23 protein-coding genes are annotated in these 21,509 nt (G+C 53.5%); 7 read left to right on the forward strand and 16 right to left on the reverse strand.

Translation table 11 applies throughout. The features are described 5' to 3' along the window. Window positions 1–79: 79 nt before the first annotated feature. The 7 genes from groL to C812_RS13335 all read right to left on the reverse strand — a co-directional run bounded on the left by groL (window position 80) and on the right by C812_RS13335 (window position 6,731). Window positions 80–1,699, reverse strand: coding sequence for a chaperonin GroEL (gene groL, locus C812_RS13305; RefSeq protein ID WP_016313169.1), 1,620 nt, complete (start codon window positions 1,697–1,699; stop codon window positions 80–82). A gap of 57 nt (window positions 1,700–1,756) precedes the next feature. After that, the gene (groES, locus tag C812_RS13310) at window positions 1,757–2,038 is read right to left on the reverse strand and encodes a co-chaperone GroES (RefSeq protein ID WP_016313170.1); all 282 of its coding nucleotides are present in this window, start codon (window positions 2,036–2,038) and stop codon (window positions 1,757–1,759) included. 1,687 nt (window positions 2,039–3,725) lie between these two features. Next, on the reverse strand, window positions 3,726–4,484 hold the full coding sequence (gene tatC / locus C812_RS13315) for a twin-arginine translocase subunit TatC (protein ID WP_016313172.1): 759 nt from the start codon (window positions 4,482–4,484) through the stop codon (window positions 3,726–3,728). A gap of 107 nt (window positions 4,485–4,591) precedes the next feature. After that, complete coding sequence (locus C812_RS13320; RefSeq protein ID WP_016313173.1) at window positions 4,592–4,813, reverse strand: twin-arginine translocase TatA/TatE family subunit; 222 nt, start codon at window positions 4,811–4,813, stop codon at window positions 4,592–4,594. Between the two features lie 168 nt (window positions 4,814–4,981). Then, window positions 4,982–5,467 (reverse strand): MogA/MoaB family molybdenum cofactor biosynthesis protein, encoded by a 486-nt coding sequence (locus tag C812_RS13325; RefSeq protein WP_009226288.1) that lies wholly within the window; start codon window positions 5,465–5,467, stop codon window positions 4,982–4,984. A 135-nt stretch (window positions 5,468–5,602) separates the two neighbouring features. Continuing rightward, the gene (gene moaC, locus C812_RS13330) at window positions 5,603–6,067 is read right to left on the reverse strand and encodes a cyclic pyranopterin monophosphate synthase MoaC (protein ID WP_036625173.1); all 465 of its coding nucleotides are present in this window, start codon (window positions 6,065–6,067) and stop codon (window positions 5,603–5,605) included. Next, window positions 6,054–6,731 (reverse strand): 5-formyltetrahydrofolate cyclo-ligase, encoded by a 678-nt coding sequence (locus C812_RS13335; RefSeq protein WP_016313175.1) that lies wholly within the window; start codon window positions 6,729–6,731, stop codon window positions 6,054–6,056. The genes moaC and C812_RS13335 overlap by 14 nt, the downstream gene beginning before the upstream one ends. A gap of 264 nt (window positions 6,732–6,995) precedes the next feature. On the opposite strand from C812_RS13335, the gene C812_RS13340 reads away from it, so the two are divergent. From C812_RS13340 to C812_RS13355, 4 genes are all read left to right on the forward strand, one after another. Beyond that, window positions 6,996–8,963 (forward strand): ABC-F family ATP-binding cassette domain-containing protein, encoded by a 1,968-nt coding sequence (locus C812_RS13340; RefSeq protein ID WP_016313176.1) that lies wholly within the window; start codon window positions 6,996–6,998, stop codon window positions 8,961–8,963. 547 nt (window positions 8,964–9,510) lie between these two features. Continuing rightward, on the forward strand, window positions 9,511–10,392 hold the full coding sequence (locus C812_RS13345) for a hypothetical protein (RefSeq protein ID WP_016313177.1): 882 nt from the start codon (window positions 9,511–9,513) through the stop codon (window positions 10,390–10,392). Window positions 10,393–10,553: 161 nt separating this feature from the next. Continuing rightward, window positions 10,554–11,498: a cysteine synthase A gene (gene cysK / locus C812_RS13350; protein WP_016313178.1), complete on the forward strand. Its 945-nt coding sequence runs from the start codon at window positions 10,554–10,556 to the stop codon at window positions 11,496–11,498. Window positions 11,499–11,546: 48 nt separating this feature from the next. Then, window positions 11,547–11,897 (forward strand): rhodanese-like domain-containing protein, encoded by a 351-nt coding sequence (locus C812_RS13355; RefSeq protein ID WP_016313179.1) that lies wholly within the window; start codon window positions 11,547–11,549, stop codon window positions 11,895–11,897. Window positions 11,898–11,998: 101 nt separating this feature from the next. Here C812_RS13355 and C812_RS13360 read toward each other — a convergent pair whose 3' ends face one another. Further along, window positions 11,999–12,538 (reverse strand): NAD(P)H-dependent oxidoreductase, encoded by a 540-nt coding sequence (locus C812_RS13360; RefSeq protein ID WP_016313180.1) that lies wholly within the window; start codon window positions 12,536–12,538, stop codon window positions 11,999–12,001. A gap of 254 nt (window positions 12,539–12,792) precedes the next feature. Here C812_RS13360 and C812_RS13365 point away from each other — a divergent pair, with 254 nt between their 5' ends. Continuing rightward, window positions 12,793–13,146 (forward strand): winged helix-turn-helix transcriptional regulator, encoded by a 354-nt coding sequence (locus C812_RS13365; protein ID WP_016313181.1) that lies wholly within the window; start codon window positions 12,793–12,795, stop codon window positions 13,144–13,146. A 15-nt stretch (window positions 13,147–13,161) separates the two neighbouring features. Here C812_RS13365 and C812_RS13370 read toward each other — a convergent pair whose 3' ends face one another. The 4 genes from C812_RS13370 to C812_RS13385 form a co-directional block, all read right to left on the reverse strand. Then, window positions 13,162–13,971 (reverse strand): AAC(3) family N-acetyltransferase, encoded by an 810-nt coding sequence (locus C812_RS13370; protein ID WP_016313182.1) that lies wholly within the window; start codon window positions 13,969–13,971, stop codon window positions 13,162–13,164. Between the two features lie 21 nt (window positions 13,972–13,992). Continuing rightward, entirely contained in the window at window positions 13,993–14,541 is a 549-nt protein-coding gene (locus tag C812_RS13375) for a pyridoxamine 5'-phosphate oxidase family protein (RefSeq protein ID WP_016313183.1), read from the reverse strand. Window positions 14,542–14,587: 46 nt separating this feature from the next. Continuing rightward, window positions 14,588–15,001, reverse strand: a complete 414-nt coding sequence (locus C812_RS13380; RefSeq protein ID WP_016313184.1) for a DUF6157 family protein — start codon at window positions 14,999–15,001, stop codon at window positions 14,588–14,590. Window positions 15,002–15,297: 296 nt separating this feature from the next. Continuing rightward, window positions 15,298–16,392 (reverse strand): ParM/StbA family protein, encoded by a 1,095-nt coding sequence (locus tag C812_RS13385; RefSeq protein WP_016313185.1) that lies wholly within the window; start codon window positions 16,390–16,392, stop codon window positions 15,298–15,300. A gap of 220 nt (window positions 16,393–16,612) precedes the next feature. Here C812_RS13385 and C812_RS13390 point away from each other — a divergent pair, with 220 nt between their 5' ends. Together C812_RS13390 and C812_RS13395 are read left to right on the forward strand one after the other, a co-directional pair. Next, the gene (locus C812_RS13390) at window positions 16,613–17,632 is read left to right on the forward strand and encodes a M23 family metallopeptidase (protein WP_016313186.1); all 1,020 of its coding nucleotides are present in this window, start codon (window positions 16,613–16,615) and stop codon (window positions 17,630–17,632) included. A 3-nt stretch (window positions 17,633–17,635) separates the two neighbouring features. Beyond that, window positions 17,636–18,121 carry a bactofilin family protein gene (locus tag C812_RS13395; RefSeq protein WP_016313187.1) on the forward strand — a complete coding sequence of 162 codons (486 nt, stop codon included), beginning with the start codon at window positions 17,636–17,638 and terminating at the stop codon, window positions 18,119–18,121. Window positions 18,122–18,192: 71 nt separating this feature from the next. Here C812_RS13395 and tsaD read toward each other — a convergent pair whose 3' ends face one another. From tsaD to tsaE, 4 genes are read right to left on the reverse strand one after another with little or no spacing between them, the layout of a single operon-like run. Further along, window positions 18,193–19,233 (reverse strand): tRNA (adenosine(37)-N6)-threonylcarbamoyltransferase complex transferase subunit TsaD, encoded by a 1,041-nt coding sequence (gene tsaD, locus C812_RS13400; RefSeq protein ID WP_016313188.1) that lies wholly within the window; start codon window positions 19,231–19,233, stop codon window positions 18,193–18,195. Further along, window positions 19,227–19,733 carry a ribosomal protein S18-alanine N-acetyltransferase gene (gene rimI / locus C812_RS13405; protein ID WP_036625180.1) on the reverse strand — a complete coding sequence of 169 codons (507 nt, stop codon included), beginning with the start codon at window positions 19,731–19,733 and terminating at the stop codon, window positions 19,227–19,229. The genes tsaD and rimI overlap by 7 nt, the downstream gene beginning before the upstream one ends. A gap of 18 nt (window positions 19,734–19,751) precedes the next feature. Further along, a complete protein-coding gene (tsaB, locus tag C812_RS13410; protein WP_016313190.1) occupies window positions 19,752–20,612 on the reverse strand; it encodes a tRNA (adenosine(37)-N6)-threonylcarbamoyltransferase complex dimerization subunit type 1 TsaB in 861 nt (286 codons plus the stop codon). Further along, on the reverse strand, window positions 20,609–21,109 hold the full coding sequence (tsaE, locus tag C812_RS13415; RefSeq protein ID WP_036625433.1) for a tRNA (adenosine(37)-N6)-threonylcarbamoyltransferase complex ATPase subunit type 1 TsaE: 501 nt from the start codon (window positions 21,107–21,109) through the stop codon (window positions 20,609–20,611). The genes tsaB and tsaE overlap by 4 nt, the downstream gene beginning before the upstream one ends. Window positions 21,110–21,509 lie beyond the last annotated feature (400 nt).

Below are 21,509 nucleotides of genomic sequence, written 5' to 3' on the forward strand. Positions count from 1 at the left end.
CCATTTGCATATTATAAGAAGACAAAAAAAGAGGCCTCTCAAAAGAGAGACCTCTTTAGGCTAGACTTTAAAGCCTATCTTACATCATGCCGCCCATACCGCCCATGTCTGGAGCAGCTGGTTTTTCTGGTTCTGGTTTGTCCGCGATCACGGCTTCAGTTGTCAGGAACAGGCCTGCAACGGAAGCTGCGTGTTGCAATGCGGAACGAGTTACTTTCGCAGGGTCAACGATACCTGCTTCGATCATGTTCACCCATTCGCCAGTAGCCGCATTGTAGCCGATGCCAACTGGTTCTTTCTTCAGGCGATCCACGATAACGGAGCCTTCTTCGCCAGCGTTTGCAGCGATCGTACGAACTGGCTCTTCCAGAGCGCGAAGCACGATGTTAACGCCCGTTTTTTCGTCGCCAGTTGCTTCAACCGCAGCTACTGCATTGTATACGTTCACGAGGGCTACGCCACCGCCGGAAACGATACCTTCTTCAACAGCTGCACGCGTAGCGTTCAGTGCGTCTTCGATGCGCAGTTTGCGTTCTTTCAGTTCAGTTTCCGTAGCTGCACCAACTTTGATAACGGCTACGCCGCCAGCCAGTTTAGCCAGACGTTCTTGCAGTTTTTCTTTGTCGAACTCGGAAGTCGTTTCTTCCAGTTGCGCACGGATTTGGTTCACGCGAGCATCGATGTCGGCTTTGTCACCGCTGCCGTCCACGATGGTCGTATTTTCTTTCGTAACGATAACTTGACGAGCGTTACCCAATTGCTCGATCGTCGTGCTCTTCAGATCCAGACCAAGTTTCTCTGTGATCACTTGGCCGCCAGTCAGAGCAGCGATATCTTGCAGCATCGCTTCACGACGGTCGCCGAAGCCAGGAGCCTTAACAGCTACCGCGCTGAACGTACCACGCAGTTTGTTCACGATCAGCATGGCTTGAGCTTCGCCTTCGATGTCCTCAGCAATGATAAGCAGCGGTCTGGATTGTTGTACGATTTTCTCCAGAATTGGCAGGATTTCTTGCGTGCTGCTGATCTTCTTGTCGGTGATCAGGATGTATGGATTTTCAAGTACGGCTTCCATTTTGTCCGTATCTGTAATCATGTAAGGAGATACATAACCGCGGTCGAATTGCATCCCTTCAACCACTTCAAGCTCCGTTGCAAAGCCACGGGATTCTTCAACCGTGATTACGCCGTCTTTACCTACTTTCTCCATCGCTTCAGCGATCAGTTCGCCAACTTCTTCGTCAGCCGCGGAGATTGCAGCAACTTGAGCGATCGATTGTTTGCCTTCGATCGTTTTGGAGATCTTCTTCAGTTCTTCGACTGCAGCGCGAACCGCTTTGTCGATCCCTTTACGCAGGCCGATTGGGCTAGCGCCGGCAGTAACGTTCTTCAGACCTTCACGGATCAGGGCTTGCGCCAGAACCGTTGCCGTTGTCGTACCGTCACCGGCTACATCATTGGTTTTCGTCGCAACTTCTTTAACGAGCTGAGCACCCATGTTTTCAAAGGCGTTTTCCAGTTCGATTTCCTTTGCGATCGTTACGCCGTCATTCGTGATGAGCGGGCTGCCGAATTTCTTCTCCAGTACAACGTTGCGGCCTTTAGGACCGAGCGTTACTTTTACTGCGTTTGCCAAAGCGTCAACCCCACGAAGCATCGCGTGGCGGGCGTCTTCACTGAATTTAATCTCTTTTGCCATTGTTCAATTACCTCCCATATAGTTGTGTAGATATTCGTTCAGATACGAATCGGCGGATTAGCCGATGATCGCGTGGATGTCGCTTTCTTTCATAATCAAGTATTCTTTGCCTTCGTATTTCACTTCAGTGCCAGCATATTTGGAGAAAATAACGCGGTCTCCTTCTTTCACTTCCAACGGAACGCGGACGCCATCTTTCAAAGTTCCGCTGCCAACGGCGATGACTTTACCTTCCTGTGGTTTTTCTTTGGCTGTGTCTGGAAGCACGATGCCAAATGCCGTTGTCTCCTCTTGCTCGATCGGTTGCACGAGAACGCGTTCACCTAAAGGTTTGATCATGAAAAAACAGCCTCCTTTAAATATGTGGTGTTATGTGTAGATGTTGTCATTAATATTAGCACTCGATCATCCCAAGTGCTAACAACCACTTTTATATTACTCAAGTTGCGAATAGATTTCAAGTTCCTTTGTACAAATTTTTTTCTTGGTTTCATAGGATTATAGCGCGCCCTTCCCATTGTATCCTTGCACATGGATAAATATTCCGAAGGAATGGACGAGCATGGTCTGCGGGCCTGGTGCCGGGGGATTGGGCCGCAAAAAAGAGGGGAGATCACCGTACAAAGTTCACGTCCATCTTGGGGAGTTTAGGGAGGCGAAAAGGGCTAGTTTGCAGCCTCTTCAAGGGTTAAGGATGCACAACACCCCCTGTTTTAGACGAAATAGCGTAGCTGGCAAGCGTTGGAGCGCAGGTTCGCTGTGGCTGCAGGTGTCTCGGCTGTTGTTGCTGTTGTTGCTGTTACTACTGTTACTACTGTTACCACTGTTGTTGCTGTTATTGCCACAGTCACAGTCACTGTCACTGCCAATACTCACTGCAACTGCCACAGTCACTGCAACTGCCACAGTCACTTCTGTCACTATTCCTGCAGTTCTTCTGTTGTTGTTCCGCAAATGACTCTGATGCCGATTATTTTAGTTACTCCGCGAGTTCCCAATTGCCAACTCATTACGCTACCGCCGCGCAAGTTACTTTTACTGTTCTAGTTGCGCCTAACTGCGCTTACCTGCTCCTACCCGCCGGGCGCCGTGATCTGTTCCGGCTAACGCTTGCCACAGCGCTTATTCGGGCCAAATGAGGGGGATTTCTTTTCTAACGCTTGCCAGCGAGCTTATTTACTCCAAAGGGCCCCGTTTCGAAGGTGAAACAGGCAAATAAGCTCTCTCATCAGCGTTAGATTCTCATCGCCCCCGTTTTGGGCCCAATAGCGTTGCTGGCAAGCGTTAGCGCGCAGCTTCGCCACTGCGCCTGACTGCGCTTACCTGCTCCTAACCCGCCGGGCGCCGTGATCTGTTCCGGCTAACGCTTGCCACAGCGCTTATTCGGGCCAAATGAGGGGAATTTCTTTTCTAACGCTTGCCAGCGAGCTTATTTACTCCAAAGGGCCCCGTTTCGAAGGTGAAACGGGCAAATAAGCTCGCTCATAAGCGTTAGATTCTCAACGTCCCCGTTTTGGGCCCAATAGCGTTGCTGGCAAGCGTTAGCGAGCTGCTTCGCCTCAACGATGTTCGCCGGAGCTCATCAACGCACACAAGTTCCCTCACCGAGTCAGCAGCCTCCTCTCACCGCGAGATCGACTCGCTTACATGGCAGCGGCTCGCTCAGGCTACAGGGCTTTCTCGCGCGCCCGGGCGGCGCCCCCCTCCACTACCGCGGCCCTCACGCCACTCGCCCAAAACCCGCCTTGGCAGTGGCAGGGCACGCGGTTTTTCGCCTGCGTCTATGCCTGGCGTGCCGCTACTTGGGCCGCACAAAAGAGGGGGAAGTCGCCGTACAGAGTTTACATCCGCCTTGGGGCCCTTTGCCTACAACTCCCCCTTCGTTCCACTCAAGGCAAAGGGCGGACAACTCACCCGGGCGGCGACTCCCCCTCCACTAGCGCCGCCCACACAGCACTCGCCCACCAAGCCAAGCCCTGCCCGGCCCAAAGAAAAACGCGCCCCGCTTACGCAAAGGCGCGTTCTTTCATTTATACATTTCCGCCCGTGCCGCATCCGCCGCCTGTTGCTTCGCATATACCCGTTTGGACAAGAGCACGCTCAGCTCATAAAGCAGAATCAGCGGGATCAGCACGAGAAAGGCAGAGAACAAATCCGCCGGCGTGATCATCACCGAGATAACCACCAGTGCGAAATACGCGACCCGGCGCATCTTCTTCAGCCGCATCGGCGTTAAGATTCGCAGCTGCGTCAAAAACAAAATGATCAACGGCAGCTCGAACAACAACGAAATCGGCAGCACGATATTGGTCAGAAATTTAAAATAGTCCGCCATTCCGTAGGTCTCGACGAGTCCCAGCTCTTTGTTTAATGAACCGGTGAACGTCATCGCCAGCGGGAATACCACATAATAACCAAAGGCCAGACCTGCCAGGAAAAAGACGAACACATACGGGATATACCTCGCGGTCGCTCGGCGTTCCTGGGGCTTCAAGCCGGGGCTGACAAACGCCCATACCTGGTACAACGTAAAGGGCAGCGTGATCCCAAAGGCAACCAGCATCGCAATTTTCATATACACGCCAACGCCGTCCCAGAACGAAAACGCGTTCAACTCGATGGTCACGCCGGATAGGGCGTTTCTCGTCAAGAAGTGATAGATCGGATCAACGACGAAAAAAGCCGCCACCAGCACCACGACAAACACGATGCAAACCGCTACCAATCGTCGCCGCAATTCGGTTAAATGATCTACGAGACTTTGCGCTTTGTCTTTCTCCGACATCTCAGGTTCTCCTTTCCCCGCCGGGCTTCCCTTCCCATCTCAAGCAAAATCCCTCCGCTAAGGAAGGGATCAAGGTTACGTCTATGCAACTGATTGGCTGCTCCCGATTATTCGGGAAGACGGCGGTCGTCCGGTTTGGGACCCTCTACCTGTGGTTGCGGTGCAGGCTCCGCTCTTCTGGCTTCCGGCTGATCATCAACGATATCCCGGGTAGCCTCCTTGAATTCACGGAACGTGCGTCCAACCGCCCGCCCCAGATCAGGTAATTTATTTGGACCAAATAACAGCAACGCCGCGATCACAATCAACAAAAATCCGCCTGCGCCCATGGGAATTCTCCTTTCGTTACAGCATTGAAATCGACAAGGTCTTCCAATAAAAATCACTCGCCCACATCATACCATAACGAATATCACAGTTACAGTCTATTTCTTTAACAACTTCGCGAAGTAGTAGAAAAATAAGTCCCGGAATTGTGTAACGAACAGAACATCGAACTATAAACGGAATTGTCCCGTTACCATCAGCAGCGCTTCCGGCAGTTGATCCATGATCGCTGCCAAATTTTCATGCACTCCTTTAGGCGTTCCCGGCAAGTTCACAATCAGCGTCCGTCCGCGAATGCCCACGATTCCCCGGAACAACATCGCCGCAGGGTTCTTCTGCATTAATCGGTACCGCATGGCCTCTGCCATCCCGGGCACTTCACGTTCGATCACCCGTCTTGTGGCTTCCGGCGTCACGTCCCGAATCGCCAGCTCCGTCCCCCCCGTTGTTAATACCAAATCAGCGTGAAAATAATCGGTCATTTCAATCAATGCGGCGATAATTTCATCCGGTTCATCGGGGACAATCCGGTATTCCACGATCTCGCCGCCCAATTCTTCCTCCACCAGCTCACGGATTACTTGGGCGCTCGTATCTTCACGTTCTCCCCTTGCTCCTTTGTCGCTGGCGGTAAGGATCGCTGTTTTCCAAACCATGAAGTCACCCTCCTCATCCATATAGGAACTCCCTTTGAAGTCCAACGTAATGCCGGATCATGTCGATTCATGCTGATTTTCAACTGCAAACTTATCTTCTTTATCTATATCAAAATCTAACAGCCGCCGCAAATATTACGAACGCACATAATCTCCGCTCTTGCCGCCGGATTTCGAACGCAGCAGCGTCGGACCGATAACCATGTCCTTTTGCAGCGCTTTGCACATGTCATACACGGTCAGCGCCGCAGCCGACACCGCAGTGAGCGCCTCCATCTCCACGCCGGTCTTGCCTTCCGTCTTCACCGTGGCTTCAATATACAGCTCGTCCCGTCCGTTGTCGCCAAACGTAATGTTGACTCCGGTGAGCGCCAGCGGGTGACACATCGGAATCCAATCGGACGTCCGTTTGGCCCCTTGAATCCCAGCGACCTGGGCGACGGCGAGCACATCCCCTTTGCCAATCCGACCTTCCTTAATCGCCTCGAGGGTGGGTGGGAGCATGGTGATTTTCGTCTCTGCCACGGCAACGCGAACGGTTGCAGATTTCCCGGAAATATCCACCATCCGGGCGCGTCCTTGTTCATTAAAATGCGTCATGCCTTGCCCTGATTCCGAGTTTGCCAAGCTTATCACTACTTTCCTTCATATAAATCGTTCCTTTTGCCGTAAACAGCAGATCCAGGCGGAAGTCATGTGATTCCATCGGGATCGCCTCCGGCAGGATCAGCTCTTCCAGGGCGAGGGCGCCGAGGACAACCTGGTTTAAGCCGCCGCTGCAGCGAGCCAATTCGTCGATCAGGCGATCGTAATACCCGCCGCCAAATCCGATGCGCCCTCCCTTCAGATCAAAAGCCAGCCCCGGAACCACAATCACATCGATCTCGGGATAGCGCTCGGGAGGCCAGATGACCGTATGCGAAGCCGGCTCCAGAATCCCCCAGGTACCTGGCACTAAGTCAGCCATTCCGGTCACCTCATGCAACGTTAGGCTGCGCTGCGCACCAATCTTCGGCACAAGCAACCGGTCTCCTTGGGCCTGGCATCTGTCCATGAAGGCCAGCGTATTCGGCTCATCCCGGAAAGAAACGTAGCAGAATACGTTTAACTTCCCGCCGCGCTGCGACCGCAAGGGGCTCAGTACCTCCAGCTCCGCCATTCGGCTGGCGGCCAAGGATTGTTCCGTACGGGAAGCTTCCGGGATTTCGGCGCGAACCGCCAACATCCGCTGGCGCAGCTCTTTTTTGGCATCCGCTGGCTCCATATGAAACCTCCCTTTCCGCTCCTGCCTTCCATTAGCCGGCCTTCGTTCAAGTGGCTTGGACGAACCCGGCTGATCTCTTCCTAAGTGTATCATTGTTATATCAAAATGAAAACTAATGCATCCGCTTTGCAAAAGCTGAACTTTCAAGCAATCAGCGATGCATTTCGCGTTGGTTTCATGTACACTGAAGGTACGTGTTTCACCAAATCTATCACATTTATCATGCACGGACTGCAAATCTTTTTTTGGAGGATCGAAACCGTTATGCTGCTTCAAGCTTCGAACATTACAAAATTATACGGCGTGACCCCCGTGCTGGAAGGCATAAACCTTCAGGTGCTTGAACGGGACCGGATCGGTCTTGTAGGCGTCAACGGTGCGGGCAAATCGACGTTTCTGCAAATTTTAGCCGGCGAGCTTTCTTATGATGGGGGACAAATTTTCAAAGCCAAAGAAACTACGATCGGATACCTAGCGCAAAACAGCGGATTGCAATCGGATCGCACCATCTGGGAAGAGATGCTGGCGGTGTTCGCCCCGCTCATCGAAACGGAACGTGAGCTGCGCCGAATGGAAGAACAGATTGCTGATCCGGAGCTGGCCCGGGATGAGAAAGCGCATCAGGAATTGCTTGACCGCTATGCGCTGAAATCCGACTGGTTCAAAGACCACGGCGGCTATGAAATGGAAACTCGCATCCGGATGGTACTGCACGGCATGGGATTTGGCGATTTTCCGCCGGACACGCCTATCGCAACATTAAGCGGCGGACAGAAGACCCGGCTCGCTCTTGCCCGAATCCTGCTTCAGGCCCCTGACCTGCTGATGTTGGACGAACCAACCAACCACCTCGATATCGCAACGTTAACCTGGCTTGAAGATTATTTGCGCAATTATTCCGGCGCCCTGCTAGTCGTCTCACATGACCGTTATTTCTTAGATCGGCTCGTCACAGCCATCGTAGAGATTGAACGCCATCAATCGCGCCGCTACACTGGCAACTACAGCCGGTATATCGAGTTGAAGGCGGCGGAATACGAAAGCCAGCTGAAGCAATATGAGAAACAACAGGATGAAATCGCCCGGATGGAAGCATTTATTCAGAAGAACATCGTTCGAGCTTCCACAACGAAACGGGCGCAAAGCCGGCGCAAGGCGTTAGAGAAGATGGAAGTCCTCGATCGTCCGCTCGGCGACCCAAAACGCGCAAGCTTCTCCTTCGAAGCCGAAGTGATGACGGGGAAAGAAGTACTGCACGTCAACGGCCTGTCCTACGCGTTTGCGGACAAGTCCAAACCGCTGTTCCAAGACGTCAACTTCGACCTGTACCGCGGAGAAACCGTTGCTTTGATCGGACCAAACGGGATCGGGAAATCTACCTTATTAAAAATTCTGACTGGCGAGCTGAAGCCAACAGATGGGACCATTACCTGGGGAGCTAAGGTCAAGATTGGCTATTACGACCAGGAGCAAACGCATCTGAACCCGGCCAACACCGTATTGGAGGAAGTGTGGAGCGCATTTCCACATATCGAAGAAGCCCGAATTCGCAGCGTGCTGGGCAATTTCCTGTTCAGCGGTGACGACGTGCTCAAGAAAGTGGCGGCGTTAAGCGGCGGTGAGAAAGCTCGGGTGGCGCTGGCCAAGCTAATGTTGCTAAAAGCCAACGTCCTGATTCTGGACGAACCGACCAACCATTTAGACCTATTCAGCAAGGAAGTGCTGGAGTCCGCATTAATTGAATACGACGGAACGCTCCTGTTCATATCCCATGACCGTTATTTCCTGAACAAGATGGCTGAGCGGATTGTCGAATTGCATCCGAACGGGGCAGAACATTTCCTGGGTAATTATGATGATTATTTGGCGAAAAAACAAGAGCTGGCTGAACTCGCCGCCGATCAGGCAACAAATGGAACTGCGAAGGTGTCCGTAAATTCCGCTCAGAAGCAGGCCGAGCTGGAGGCACCTGCCGCCAAATCCAGTGCTGCTTCCTATGAAGCCGATAAGCAGGCCAAACGGGAGGAACGAAACCGCCAACGCCGCATCGAGCAGTTGGAGGCGTTGATCTCCAAGTTGGAGGATGAAATCGCCGAACTCGAAAACGAGCTGGCCCTTCCTGAGGTGTATCAGGATTATACCGCAGTCCAAGAGCGGCAGGACGGGATTGACCGCCGGAAAGAACAGCTTTCCTCCGCTTACGAGGAATGGGAAGCGCTGGCCGAGGGATAGGCTCACAAATTTTCAGCAAAAGTTCATTTTTTCTCGTTCAAGTTATTCACAACTTTATCCCCATTATGCAGAATCGTTGATACTTCAAAACGGCCCGCTGGGCCGTTTTTTCACGGGGATATCGTCGTTTTTTGTCGCATGCTAGTTTTATCCACTAAATTATTCACATTATCCACAATTTTCTGAAAACATAACTTATTGTTTTCTGAAACCAGATTCATCGACCGACACACCGCGCTTTCATTTAATTTTCACAAAGATAGCTAACAAGCTGTGGATAACCTTGTCCACAGCTTGACAAAACTTTCGTCTTAGGTCTATCTCCTCAACTTTCTCCAAGCTCATGCTTTGCTTCCCAACCATCCCAAGCTTCTGATGCTTCCCTCCCATTTTTCTTCCATTTCGCCATCATCTCCGCTTCGCGCCCTTTGAAACCATTCGAAATGCCTATTGCCCTGCCCATTTTAAAATCTTTATGATCTCTAATAGAGTTGCGGCCGAAAAAACACATACGCCGTCAAATATTCACCGAAAAGGAGAGAATGGAATGAAATTTGTCAAATGCGCTTCAATCGCCGCACTAGGCGTCAGCCTCATCTTTGTGGGAGGATGCCAAATGCTTGGCACATCTAAAGGCGCTTCTTCCACGACATCCCCTTTTACGGAATCCAAGCTGCCTGGCGGAGGGCTGGCCCTTCCGGAAAATGAACGGCTTCATCTGTCAACGAATAAGCAATGGATCGAAAGTGAAGGTCATCTGTCCGACCTGATTCGTCTGCAATGGACAGGAGACCGCGCCAAACCGGCTATCGCCTGGGCCGATGAGCAAGGCAAAGACAAAACCGCGATTATCTCGCATGATAAAGCGAACAATCCGGAACAACATGACCATAAGCATATTTCGATTGAAACCACGATGTCGCCGACTGGGGAATATAAAGATCAGCTGTTTACCCGCCTGGAGATTCCTTATGATACCGACGTTGCGGAGATTCGTACCCATTCGTCCAACTTCAACGTCATGGATGGGATTTTGCGGGTAGCCGGCGAAGGCAATCGGGACGTACAATTCGCCGTCACCGGCAAGGATAATGCCACGACTCCGCTTTGGAGCCTGCGCGCCAACAGCGCTGAGCTTAGCGGCAATAACGTTGGAGCAGATTTTAACCTGATCCGTTACTCGGACGAAGGAGAAGCGATCGACAGCGCGCTTACGGTCAAACGGGAGAACGGCCAAGTTGGCATCGGCACAGACGACCCACAAAGCGCCTTGGATATCCAAGGGGATCGCATCCGTATTCGCGAATCCCACACTCCGGCTTCCTCCAAGGCCCCGGGGAATCCTGGAGATATCGCTTGGGATGAGAACTATATATACATCTGCGTGGCCAAAGACACTTGGAAACGGACCGCTTTATCCACTTGGTAAAGCGAACACTTCAATCTAACTCTATCCGAATCTGCCGGGCCCCATACGTTGGGTTACCCGGCTTTATTCTGCTCTAAAAAGGCGCTTGCTTGAAACCATAGGAGGTTCCCGAGTAGAATAATAAAATAACTTTAAATTTTAGAGATAGGGGCCAAACCGCCATGACTCGTAAAACAGTCCAAAACGTCACCGAGCTGATCGGCGAGACTCCGGTCGTCAAATTAAACCGGCTCGTCTCACCGCACGAAGCAGACGTCTACGTCAAGCTGGAGTTTGCTAATCCGAGCGGAAGCGTCAAGGACCGGGCGGCTGCCCATATGCTGCGGACGGCTGAACAAGCAGGCCTGCTCGCCCCCGGCGCTACGATTATCGAGCCGACCAGCGGGAATACGGGGATTGGGCTGGCGATGAACGCCGCAGCCAAGGGGTACCGGATCATTCTGGTCATGCCGGACAACATGACGAAGGAACGGATTCGCCTGCTGGAGGCATACGGAGCTGAGGTCGTGCTCACGCCTGCAGCACAGCGGATGCCCGGGGCGATTGCCAAAGCCAAAGAGCTGCTCGCCCAGATCCCCGGCAGCTTTATGCCGCAGCAGTTCCAAAACCCGGCAAATCCGGACATCCACCGGCTGACGACCGGGCCGGAGATCGTGCAGCAAATGGAAGGCCGTCTCGACGGGTTTGTCGCCACGGCTGGCACAGGCGGCACGATTACCGGAACCGGGGAATATTTACGGAGTCAAATCCCGAACCTCCATATCACCGTCGTTGAGCCGCAAGGATCTCCAGTGCTGTCCGGCGGAGAACCGGGCCCGCACAAGCTGGTGGGAACCAGTCCCGGGTTTATCCCGCCTGTGCTGAATACCGCCATCTATGATGAGATCGTCCAAGTCAGCGATGAGGATGCCCTGGAAACGACGCGGCGCTTGGCCGCTCGCGAAGGGCTCTTAGTTGGACCGTCGTCCGGGGCATCGGTCTGGGCGGGGATCCAATTGGCCAGACGGTTAGGCCCAGGCAAACGCGTGTTATGCATCGCACCGGATACCGGAGAGAGATACTTGAGCATGGGGATTTTTGACGAGCCGACAGGTGCCGAAGGTTAAACGAAAGAAGAATCTACTATCCTACTCATGGAAAAGAGGACTGATACCATGCCCCAAATGATCGGAGGCATCTCCCATATCGATAAGGACGAGTTGCACGCCTTGCTTCAGGATCCCGCCAACGAGACCATCGTAATCGACGTGCGTGAACCATTCGAGTATGAAGCCGGCCATATTCCCGGGATTCCCCTGATCCCAATGGGGGAAATTCCGGAGCGGATGGATGAGCTCGATCCGAAGCAGGAATATGTGTTTGTGTGCCGCAGCGGTTCACGCAGCTATGAGGTTGCCCGTTTCTTGCAGGCGCAGGGCTTTGAACGGGTTCACAATTTCCTAGGCGGGATGCTGGGTTGGGACCTTGAGGTCGAGTACGAATTCGACGAGAATTCATCACATTAATCATCGCCATACCCAGCAGAATATGATCCGCAACCAAAATTATAGGGACCGTCCCGAAGAGCGCTTCTAAGCTCCTCAGGACGGTCCCCTTTTTTTAAAAATCAATGGACGAGCACGGCTCGGGGGGACCGGATGAATTCCATGTACTTTGCGGCCGTTTCGGTCAACTCCGCCGCACTGGCATGCTTGACACCATAAGCCACAAATGCCGGAAGCAAGATCCCGTTGCATCGGGTTAACGTCTTTTCGATCGGTCGCAAGAACTCGCTGATCGTATACGAGTTATCGCCGCCTGACCTGTAGCTGGCTTCCGTTCCGCCAGTCGTAATGGCGAGCATAAACTCTTTGCCAAGCAGGTTCTCTCCCCCAGGGCCATAAGCCCAGCCGAAAGTCAGGACATCGTCAAACCATTTCTTCAGCAGCGGCGGGCAGCTATACCAATAAAACGGGAACTGGAACACAATTCGGGCGTATTGGAGCAGTATCCGTTGTTCCTTTTCTACGTCAATGTGCCAAGCCGGGTATTCCCGATAGAGATCCCGAATATGAAAATCCCCCTGTTTGCGAAGTTCCTGAATCAGCGCCAGATTGGCTCTAGACTGATGTAAATGAGGGTGTGCCGCAATCACCAAAATGTTCATCGTATCATCCTTTGCTTGGGTTTTGCAGCATCGCGATTCTGCACCCTCTATTATCAGCAAGGAAGTGAAGCTTGCAAAGTACGCTCTTTTTTCATACAAAGTACCCTAAACCTACTATTAACTCCCAAAGGACAATCTATCCATAGTACGATTTACCGTACCAAGTACCCAAAATGTTCGTACTGTTCGATTTCCCGATACTCTGATAAAGTGACATTACGCAAAGGATGAAACATAATGTGGAGGCGGAGCACATGCATGATGAAATTCGAGAACCCAATCATCGTACCCAAGGGATTTTAGCAACGCTGCACGCCATCGGGGGAAAGTGGAAGCCTTTGATCCTGTTTATTTTGCTGCATGACGGAACCAAGCGGTTTGGGGAAATGCGCCGACTGCTCCCGGAGATTACGCAAGGAATGCTCACCCGCCAGCTGCGGGAGTTGGAGCAGGAAGGGCTTGTGGTGCGCCAAGTCTACCAGGAAATCCCGCCAAAGGTCGAATATTCGTTATCCGATCATGGACGGACACTAAGCTCAGTTCTGAACGATATGTGTGCATGGGGGTACAGTCATATCGAATACACGAAACAATTTGAAGCGGAATAACCCGCTACCCGCTATTTATGAAATCCGATGGCGCTCCAACCATCCTACTGCATAATCCACCAGCTCCCGTTGAGGCATCAGGAGCGCAGTGGCCCCGGCAACTTGTCCCTGCTTCACCAACCCGGTGTCCCGCGCAAAGTCGGCGCCCAGCCGCTCAAAATCATCCGAATTGTACTCCAGCTCGGTAAACTCTACCCAGCGTCTTTCCCCATGAACCCGCATCGGGGCCTTAGCCGTGTAGATCTGTTTGCCTGGATAGTTCGCCCGACATTCCGCCAAATGGATCGACGTATTGTTTTCGTGCCCTACACCAAGCAGCAAAACTTCTCCACCCAGCTCGTAAATTCGCGCCAGCGGCGAGCGCTCACCGAGCCCATACTCCAAACCGTGATCGGCGGTGATCTTCAGCGCCTCGCGGCCTCTTGCCGCAAACGACACCTGCGGATGACCGCTGCGTATTGTACCTTGCTGCCGACGAAAGGTGTCCGGAATGACGCCCATGTACCACAGCGGAGTCAGATCGGGATCGTATGCCGGCATCTGCTCACGGATCGTATCCCACCATGCCTGAGGTACCGGCGGATTCTGCCAGCGGGACGGATCGCCAAGGTCGTTGGAATGGGTAGGCATCACCAAGGTGCCTTGCTCCCCAAGCGCTGCCTCCAAAGCGAGCACAACCGCCGTCGGACCACCGCACACCCATTTTCCTAACGATTTAAACGAGGAATGAACAAGCAACGTGGTGCCTTCCTTTACGCCCAGCGCCTTCAAATCCGCCCGCAGCGTCTCCACTGTGTACAATTCCCCTTGAATTTCCTCCACCATGTTTTATCTCTCCTATATACTTTATTCCGCAAAAGACGACGGCAAGCCGTCCAAGCTGACCGCGTTCTTCTGGCGGCGGTAATCCGCTAGCCCGGTGTCGCCTTTGTTATCTGCCCATTTGATTAAGGTTTCGCGATCCCCTTCATAGCTGAACAGCGGAACGCCAAAGCCGCAGGAGGTTTGAACGCCGTAGACGGACACCAGAATGATTTGACGTGCTCCATTCAATTTAGGAAAAAGTCCCTCAAGCCGATCCCACTCCTCCGATCCCGGTAGAGACACCCGGCCTTTACCATATAAACGCAAAATCAGCGGTTGGCCTTCAAAGGCGGCAAACATGATCGTTATCCGGCCATTCTCCATCAGATGGGCTGCCGTCTCGTTCCCGCTGCCCGTCAAATCCAAATAAGCAACCTCGTTAGGCGAAAGAATCCGCAACGCATCATACCCTTTGGGCGACAGGTTCACATGCCCCTCGGCACTTAGCGGTGCGGAGCCCACAAAAAAGAGATGCTGCCGGTGAATAAAAGCTTCATGTTCCGGCAGCAGCGAATCAAACATTTTCCCCATTCCAATCCCTCCACAACGGCTCTAATGTTTGCCGACTATAGCTAGTTTACTTCCGGCTCGACCTCATTGCATTCAGCTGCTGAAGCTCGGTTGAGGCAGCAAACCGTTGGTACTCCGGCGATTCCATGCCATAGATCGCAATCTTCCCTTGCTCATCGTAATGAACACCCCAGCCATATTTCTTAGGGAGCATCGAAGCCCGCAGGCAGGGGTGAGACTTGCTGAACAGCTCCTCCCAGATCTCTTCTCGGCGTTCCCGAACGATCGTCTCCGGAATCTGCTTGTGACGGATATGGACCTCGAACAGCAGTTCCTCATGATTGTACCGGTACGGAGCTTGGGAGAGCAGCTCATATTGAATCAGATGGGCTGGTTTTGCAGCTCTTGTCGACACCGGGACAATCCCGCGGTCGACGGGACAATCGGCTGATACGCGAATAAAGGCATTTTTGTAGCTCAAGGCTCCCGCCTCCTTCAGTTTTTCCTTATTATACCTGAAGGATGAAATTTAAAGAATATGCCCTCTGTTCCGCCCTATTGTACTCGATTTTTCAAATAAAAAACGGTGCCGAAGCGCAAAAAACCAAAATATATTCGATTTTTCATACAGATTTTCTGCTTTTGGCTCCTTGGGGGTCAAATTTATATGAATTTTCATATATCTTCCGCCAAAATCACCGAAAACGTCAAAATGTACTCGATTTTTCGCATAAAAAATCCGGCGGTCCCTTCACCGCCGGAACAAAACTCTGTTTCTTACGCCGGGTTAGGTTGTTGGCCAGCCTTGTTCTTAGCCAGCTTCAAGTAACCCATTACGTTCAGAATCTCACTGTTCTCTTCAAACCGCAGACGCATCGGGCCAGCCGCTTCGATCAGGTACGATTTCAACGCTGCTGCGCCGCCGCCCAGGACGTAGAAGCACTCGATATCCGGGTATTTCTTCCACCGCTTGCGGATCAGATCCACCAACTTCTGCGCCGCCCGGCTGAAATACATATCCACGATCGGACGAATATCCGCTTGTCCTTCCCCTACTCTTTGAATGACGAACTCACGGTTGCGAATGCGCCCGATCAGCTTCGTACGGCTCGGGAAGCGATAACCGAACTGGTCCTCCACATCGCGAATAATCGAATCCAGATAGGTAGCGAGGCCAAACTGTTCGCCAGTACTGAACTGATTATCGATATTCATCCGCTTCACCACCGGGAAGTCCGTGGTCAAAGCGCCGATTTCACAAATCCCGATGCAGCCGTTTTGCAGCTCTTCATTCCGCATTTGAAGCGTATCATTGGTAGCCAAATGGAACAAAGCGGCCGCACCTTCGACCGAAACGATCGTACGACGGATGTTAATACGTACCGTGCGCCCCCGCAGCTCCGGCGTGGACAAGAACGTCACTTCATGCTCCCCGGTTAACCGCTCTTCGAACGCTTGATGGAAGGCTACATACGTGCGGACCGGCAATCCCGTGCCCAGGATGTATTCCACCTCTTCGATTCCGGCGCCCGTAGTCGGATAGGTCTGCCCGGCAAGGGCCGCATAGGCTAGCGCGGTCAGCGCTACGACCAGAGACTGGTCGCTGGTCGCCTTGTTGTCCGTTTCCTCCAGCTCCGAGTTGTCCTGGTCCTCCATCGCCAACAGGCCTACAAAATACCGCTGGTTGTTTCGCTTTAATTTAGGGCTATAGACTCGAACATCCAGCGCTTTCAGCGGAGAGTCCTCTTCTTGCAGCACATGTCTATCATATCCGGGAGAAACGATACTCGGAATAATGATCGGTTGTTGCGAACCGTCAACTACTACCTTAACGCTGTCATTGCCAACGTCGATTCCGGCAATTCTGATCATAATTACCTCCTCACCTATAGGAAACAAGTCATTTCCAATCATTTCTCTTTTCGCTTCCCTTCGACAAAATCCTGCTTCCCCCGTGAAAATAGTTACAATTTTTTTTAAAATGAAAAAGGGATTTGCCACAATTTGCCGAAATAGTTGTATTGGCATTAATTAGGTATGATCTTGGTCCTACATCATAACAGGCTCAACTCAAGAAGATCAGGAGGAAGAAATGAAGTTTCGATTCAAAAAGAACGTGAACCGGCGTTACACGCTGCTCGTTGTACCGGAAGGTACCAGCCCCGTGTTCCGTTTCAAATTTCGCTTGTTCTACTTACTGGCCGTTTTGGCCGCCACAGCGGTGCTGCTCACTTCGGTACTGGTTCTCTATGCGATGAACCGCACCCATACGAACCGGATCGGGACGCTAGAAGCCCAGTTGTCAGATTCGTCGAACCAGTTCAGGAACACCGTCGTGAACAAGGAACAGGAGATTGACCGGCTGTTAAACGAACTGATGGAGCTGTCGGAAAAATCGAAATCGATCGAGTCGAAGATGAGCGAGCTTGAGCAATTGGAAGCCGAGCTTCAATCGCTTACGAACGGCGGCACCGGCAAAAAGAAGGACAAAACCGCAGCCGCTGCCAACGCTCCAGCGAAGACCTCTCTCACTGCCGAAGGCGGAGTTGGCGGAGAATCAATTCCGCTGACCGATCAGGACATCGCGAATCTCGTTCAGGAGACGAAGGAGAGCATTATGACCTCCTTAAATGAGATGCCCGGCTTACAGCAGCGGCTGGAGCAGACCAAGGTAGCCGTCGAGGAATACAAGGCGCTGATGGCGATCTTGCCAACCTATTGGCCTACGGTATCCACTCGAATTACCTCCGAATATGGGGAACGGGAAGATCCGTTTACCGGGAGGTTAACGAAGCATGCCGGTATGGACATCGGGGGAAGTATCGGCGATCCCATTTATGCTGCAGCCAACGGCAAAGTCATTGAAACCGGACGCACCAGTGCTCGCGGCAACTATATTACGATTTCGCATCCCTCGGGCTTAAAAACCAACTATATGCATTTGAGCAAAATATTGACCAAAGTGGGCGACACCGTCAAACAAGGCGACATCATTGCGGAGCTGGGCTCCACTGGCCGCAGCACCGGCCCCCATCTGCATATTGAGGTCGTTAAGAACGGCAGTACGGTCGACCCGGCCGATTACCTTAGAAAACCCGGAGAGGAAGATTAATTCATGAAGTTAAGGAATAATACCAAATCCGTGAAGCTGGACCCAAACACGACAGATACGCTGATCGGGGAAGGCAGTATTTTTGAAGGAAAAATCCGCTCGGATGCCGGCGTGCGCATCGAAGGACAAATCACCGGCGATATCGAGTGCGAAGGAGATGTGACGGTTGGGGAGAAGGGCGTGGTCCATTCCAATATTTTAGCCCGCAATATCATCATCGCCGGTACCGTCAACGGCAACGTCCATGCGAAGAACAAGCTGTCCATCACATCGAAAGGCAAGCTGTTCGGGAACATGGTCGCCTCCTCCCTCTCCATTGAAGAAGGCAGCGTGTTTGAAGGAACCAGCAAAATGGGCGGAGCGGACAAGGTCGACAACGCCGCATTGAAAGAAACTGCGGCAACAACGGCGACGGCGAATCCCGAAACAACCCCTTCTGCCAAAAATAACACCAAACAGGAAAACGACAACGTTTATAAAACCTGGTGATCCCAGGAATCAAATAAGAAAAAGGCTGGACAAACTGTCCGGCCTTTTGTTTTGCGATGGCTCGGTTGATCCTACCCCTGGCTGACAGACCAGCCCTCCAGCGAAAGGGAAGGCTCCGCTTTCAGCTCCAGATCGGAAAATTCAGCGCTGCGCCATTTCAAATAGGCGGCAGCGCCAATCATCGCGGCGTTGTCGGTACAATACTTCAGCGGTGGGATCAACAAAGCGATGCCTTCGCGCTCACAGCGCTCGGTCAGTGCCGCACGCAGCCCGCGATTCGCAGCGACGCCCCCGCAGAGCAGCAGTTGGCGGGAGCCGGTTGCCTTGACCGCGCGGATCGCTTTTTCCACCAGCACTTCGATGACCGACTCTTGGAATCCGCGAGCAATCGCTGCTTGGTAGCCGTCCTCCCCGCGCATTTTGTGCTGATTCACCGCGTTCAGTACGGCCGATTTGAGTCCGCTTAAGCTGAAATCGTAAGAATCCGGCTCCAGCCAAGCCCGCGGCAGCTCTTCGGCTTCCTCCGCCTCCGCAGCCAGCTTGTCCACGAAGGGACCGCCGGGATACGGGAAGCCCAGCGCCCGAGCCACCTTGTCGTAAGCTTCACCGACGGCATCATCGCGCGTCCGTCCAAGCAGACGGAAGCTTCCTTCCCGCTCCATCAGCACCAGCTCGGTATGACCGCCCGATACTACGAGCGCCATGGACGGATACACCATCTCTGCCTCCAAGCGGTTGGCGTAGATGTGACCAGCAATATGATGAACGCCAATCAGGGGCTTATCCCAGGCGAACGCGAGGCTCTTGGCTGCCATGATGCCAACGAGCAGAGCGCCGACCAAACCCGGCCCTTCCGTCACGGCGATCGCCGACAACGATTCCGGCGCAATCCCCGCCTCCTGTACCGCTTCCTCCAGCATTCGCGTAATGCTCTCGACATGCTTGCGCGAAGCGACCTCCGGCACCACGCCGCCAAACGCCCGGTGCGTTTCAATCTGACTGGCGATCAGGTTGCTCAGCACCTCCGTTCCGTTCTTCACCACGGCGGCTGAGGTTTCGTCACAGCTCGTCTCCACCGCCAAAATATACACATCTTGCTCTTGCTTCACCACAAACCTTCGCTTCCTTCCCCGGTTTCCGACTGCGACCTTGGCAGCTCGCACCACATTATGATTGCATCTTCATGATTATCGGAATAATACCCTTTCCGCACGCCTGCCGGGGTAAAGCCCATTTTCTGATAAAGTGAGCGGGCAACAACATTGGATACCCGCACCTCCAGCGTCATCCGGACCATCCCCAGCTCTATGGCCCAGTCCATCATCCGACGCAGCAGCTTCTCCCCGAGATGATGCCCGCGATAAGCGGTACGAACAGCAATGTTCGTGATATGGGCCTCATCGAGGATCGTCCACATCCCGGCATATCCAATCGGTTCGCCGCGATATTCCATGATTTGATACCGTGCAAAATGGTTATGCGTTAACTCGTTACGAAACGCTTCCTCACTCCACGGAAGCGTAAACGATTCATGTTCGATCACCATGACGTCCGGCAAATCTGCGAGCGTCATGTTGCGGAATACGATATCTTGTTCCAGATCTTGTTCCAGCTTCGCCGCCCCCTCGCCTTAAGCGTTCCGCAGCCGTTTGGCTTCGGCTTCGGCCAGCTGCGTATAGTTTGGCTCCAGCGCATGGACATCGTCCGCCGGCAGCGCGGTGCGCGCCACGCCGGCGATGCCAACCCATGCGCCCTCCAGCTCGTAAGGCACGAGCTGGACGAGCTCGCCGAAGGCGGCGATCAGCGGCGCGATCGCCGCCTCATGCTTCTCGGTCTCGCCCACGAACCAGAGGCGGGCCGGCCGTTCCTCTGCGGGCAGCTGCTCCAGCTGCCGCTTCAGCTCGTCGGCCCACCCGTCCATCAGCCGGATCGCGTCGGGTTCGAGACGCTCCGGCAGGCCGCCCGGCGCTGGTGCAGCGAACAGCGCCGAATAGGCCTGGCCGCGCCGCGCATCGATCAGCGGCGCGATCCAGTGGCCGCCGGCGGCAGCGCGGCGGCCTTCTTCCGCCGGCCGGGCCGAGCCGGCCGGCGCGCTTCGCCGCGCGGCGAGCTCGCCCAGCGCGGCGGCGTCTTGCCCGCTGGCGCTGGCCCAGCCGCCCAGCGCCAAGGCGGCCAGGCTCGAGACGCCGTAGACCGGCAGCCGTAACGACCACGCCAACGTCTTGGCGGTCGTGACGGCAATCCGGATCCCGGTGTAGGAGCCTGGCCCCACCCCGACGGCGATCCCGTCCAGATCCTGCTTGGCGAGCCCTGCCGCCTTCAGGCAATCCCCGATCGCCGTGACCAAATATGCCGAATGGTTCCGTTCGGCATGGATCGTTCGTTCGGCCAGCACGCGGCCGCCCTCCATCACCGCCACCGCCAGCGAAGAAGTGGCGGTGTCCAGCGTCAACAGCCGCTGCGATGGCTGTATATTTTCATGTTCGCTCATGATTCGGATACTCCAATCTCTTTCAGGGCCGGCACCCATGGCTCATAGGTTGCCCCCTGCACGTTGATATGCATACGCCGTCCCGTGGCCGACACTGTCTCGATGTAAATCTGCAGCTTGTCCTCCGGGAGCAATTCCTCAATCAAGCTGGCCCACTCCACCAGCGTTACACCGTGGCCGTAGAAATACTCATCCAGCCCCAGCTCATCCGCCTCATCCAGCGACAGCCGATAGACGTCCATATGATAAAAAGGCAGCCTGCCCTCATACTCCTTAATTAAGGTAAAGGTCGGACTGTTCACGGTGTCCTTCACGCCGAGGTGCTTGGCGAACAGCTGGGAAAACGCCGTTTTGCCCGCACCAAGATCCCCGTCCAGGGCGATCACCGTTCCCGGCTGGGCCAGCTTCGCCAACGCTTCCGCCAGCCGCTCCGTCCCCTTCAAATCCTCGGCTTCGTAGACCCACCGTGCGGAGATGCTGCCTTTATGTTGATCCATGCTCACTTTAGCTTACCACCTTTTATCACGTTCCAACGAAATTGCCATACCTTTGAGTCACAACGCTTCGAAATCGAGCACCTGAGTTGCTCAGTTGGTCTAAATTGAACTTAGTTGATTGACTTAAGCCGAACTCACTCGACAACACTTCGCTGAGAATTGCTGAACCATGATGGGCAGTGCTGCATCACTGAGCAACGCTGAGCTTTATCGTGCAACGCCGACCCAAGCTCCCCAGCCCTGCTCCACTAACGGACCGAGATGACCTTATTTGCTGATTTCCCGGACATTTCCCGCGCTAACGGACTCAGAAGGCGTTAATCCAACGTTTCGGAAGAAAAAGTTGATCATTTCCGTCAAATAAGGTCTTTCCTGTCCGTTAGATTCCTGATTTCCTTCC

Origin of the sequence: Paenibacillus barengoltzii G22 (genome assembly GCF_000403375.2) — a bacterium.
Lineage (GTDB): Bacteria > Bacillota > Bacilli > Paenibacillales > Paenibacillaceae > Fontibacillus > Fontibacillus barengoltzii.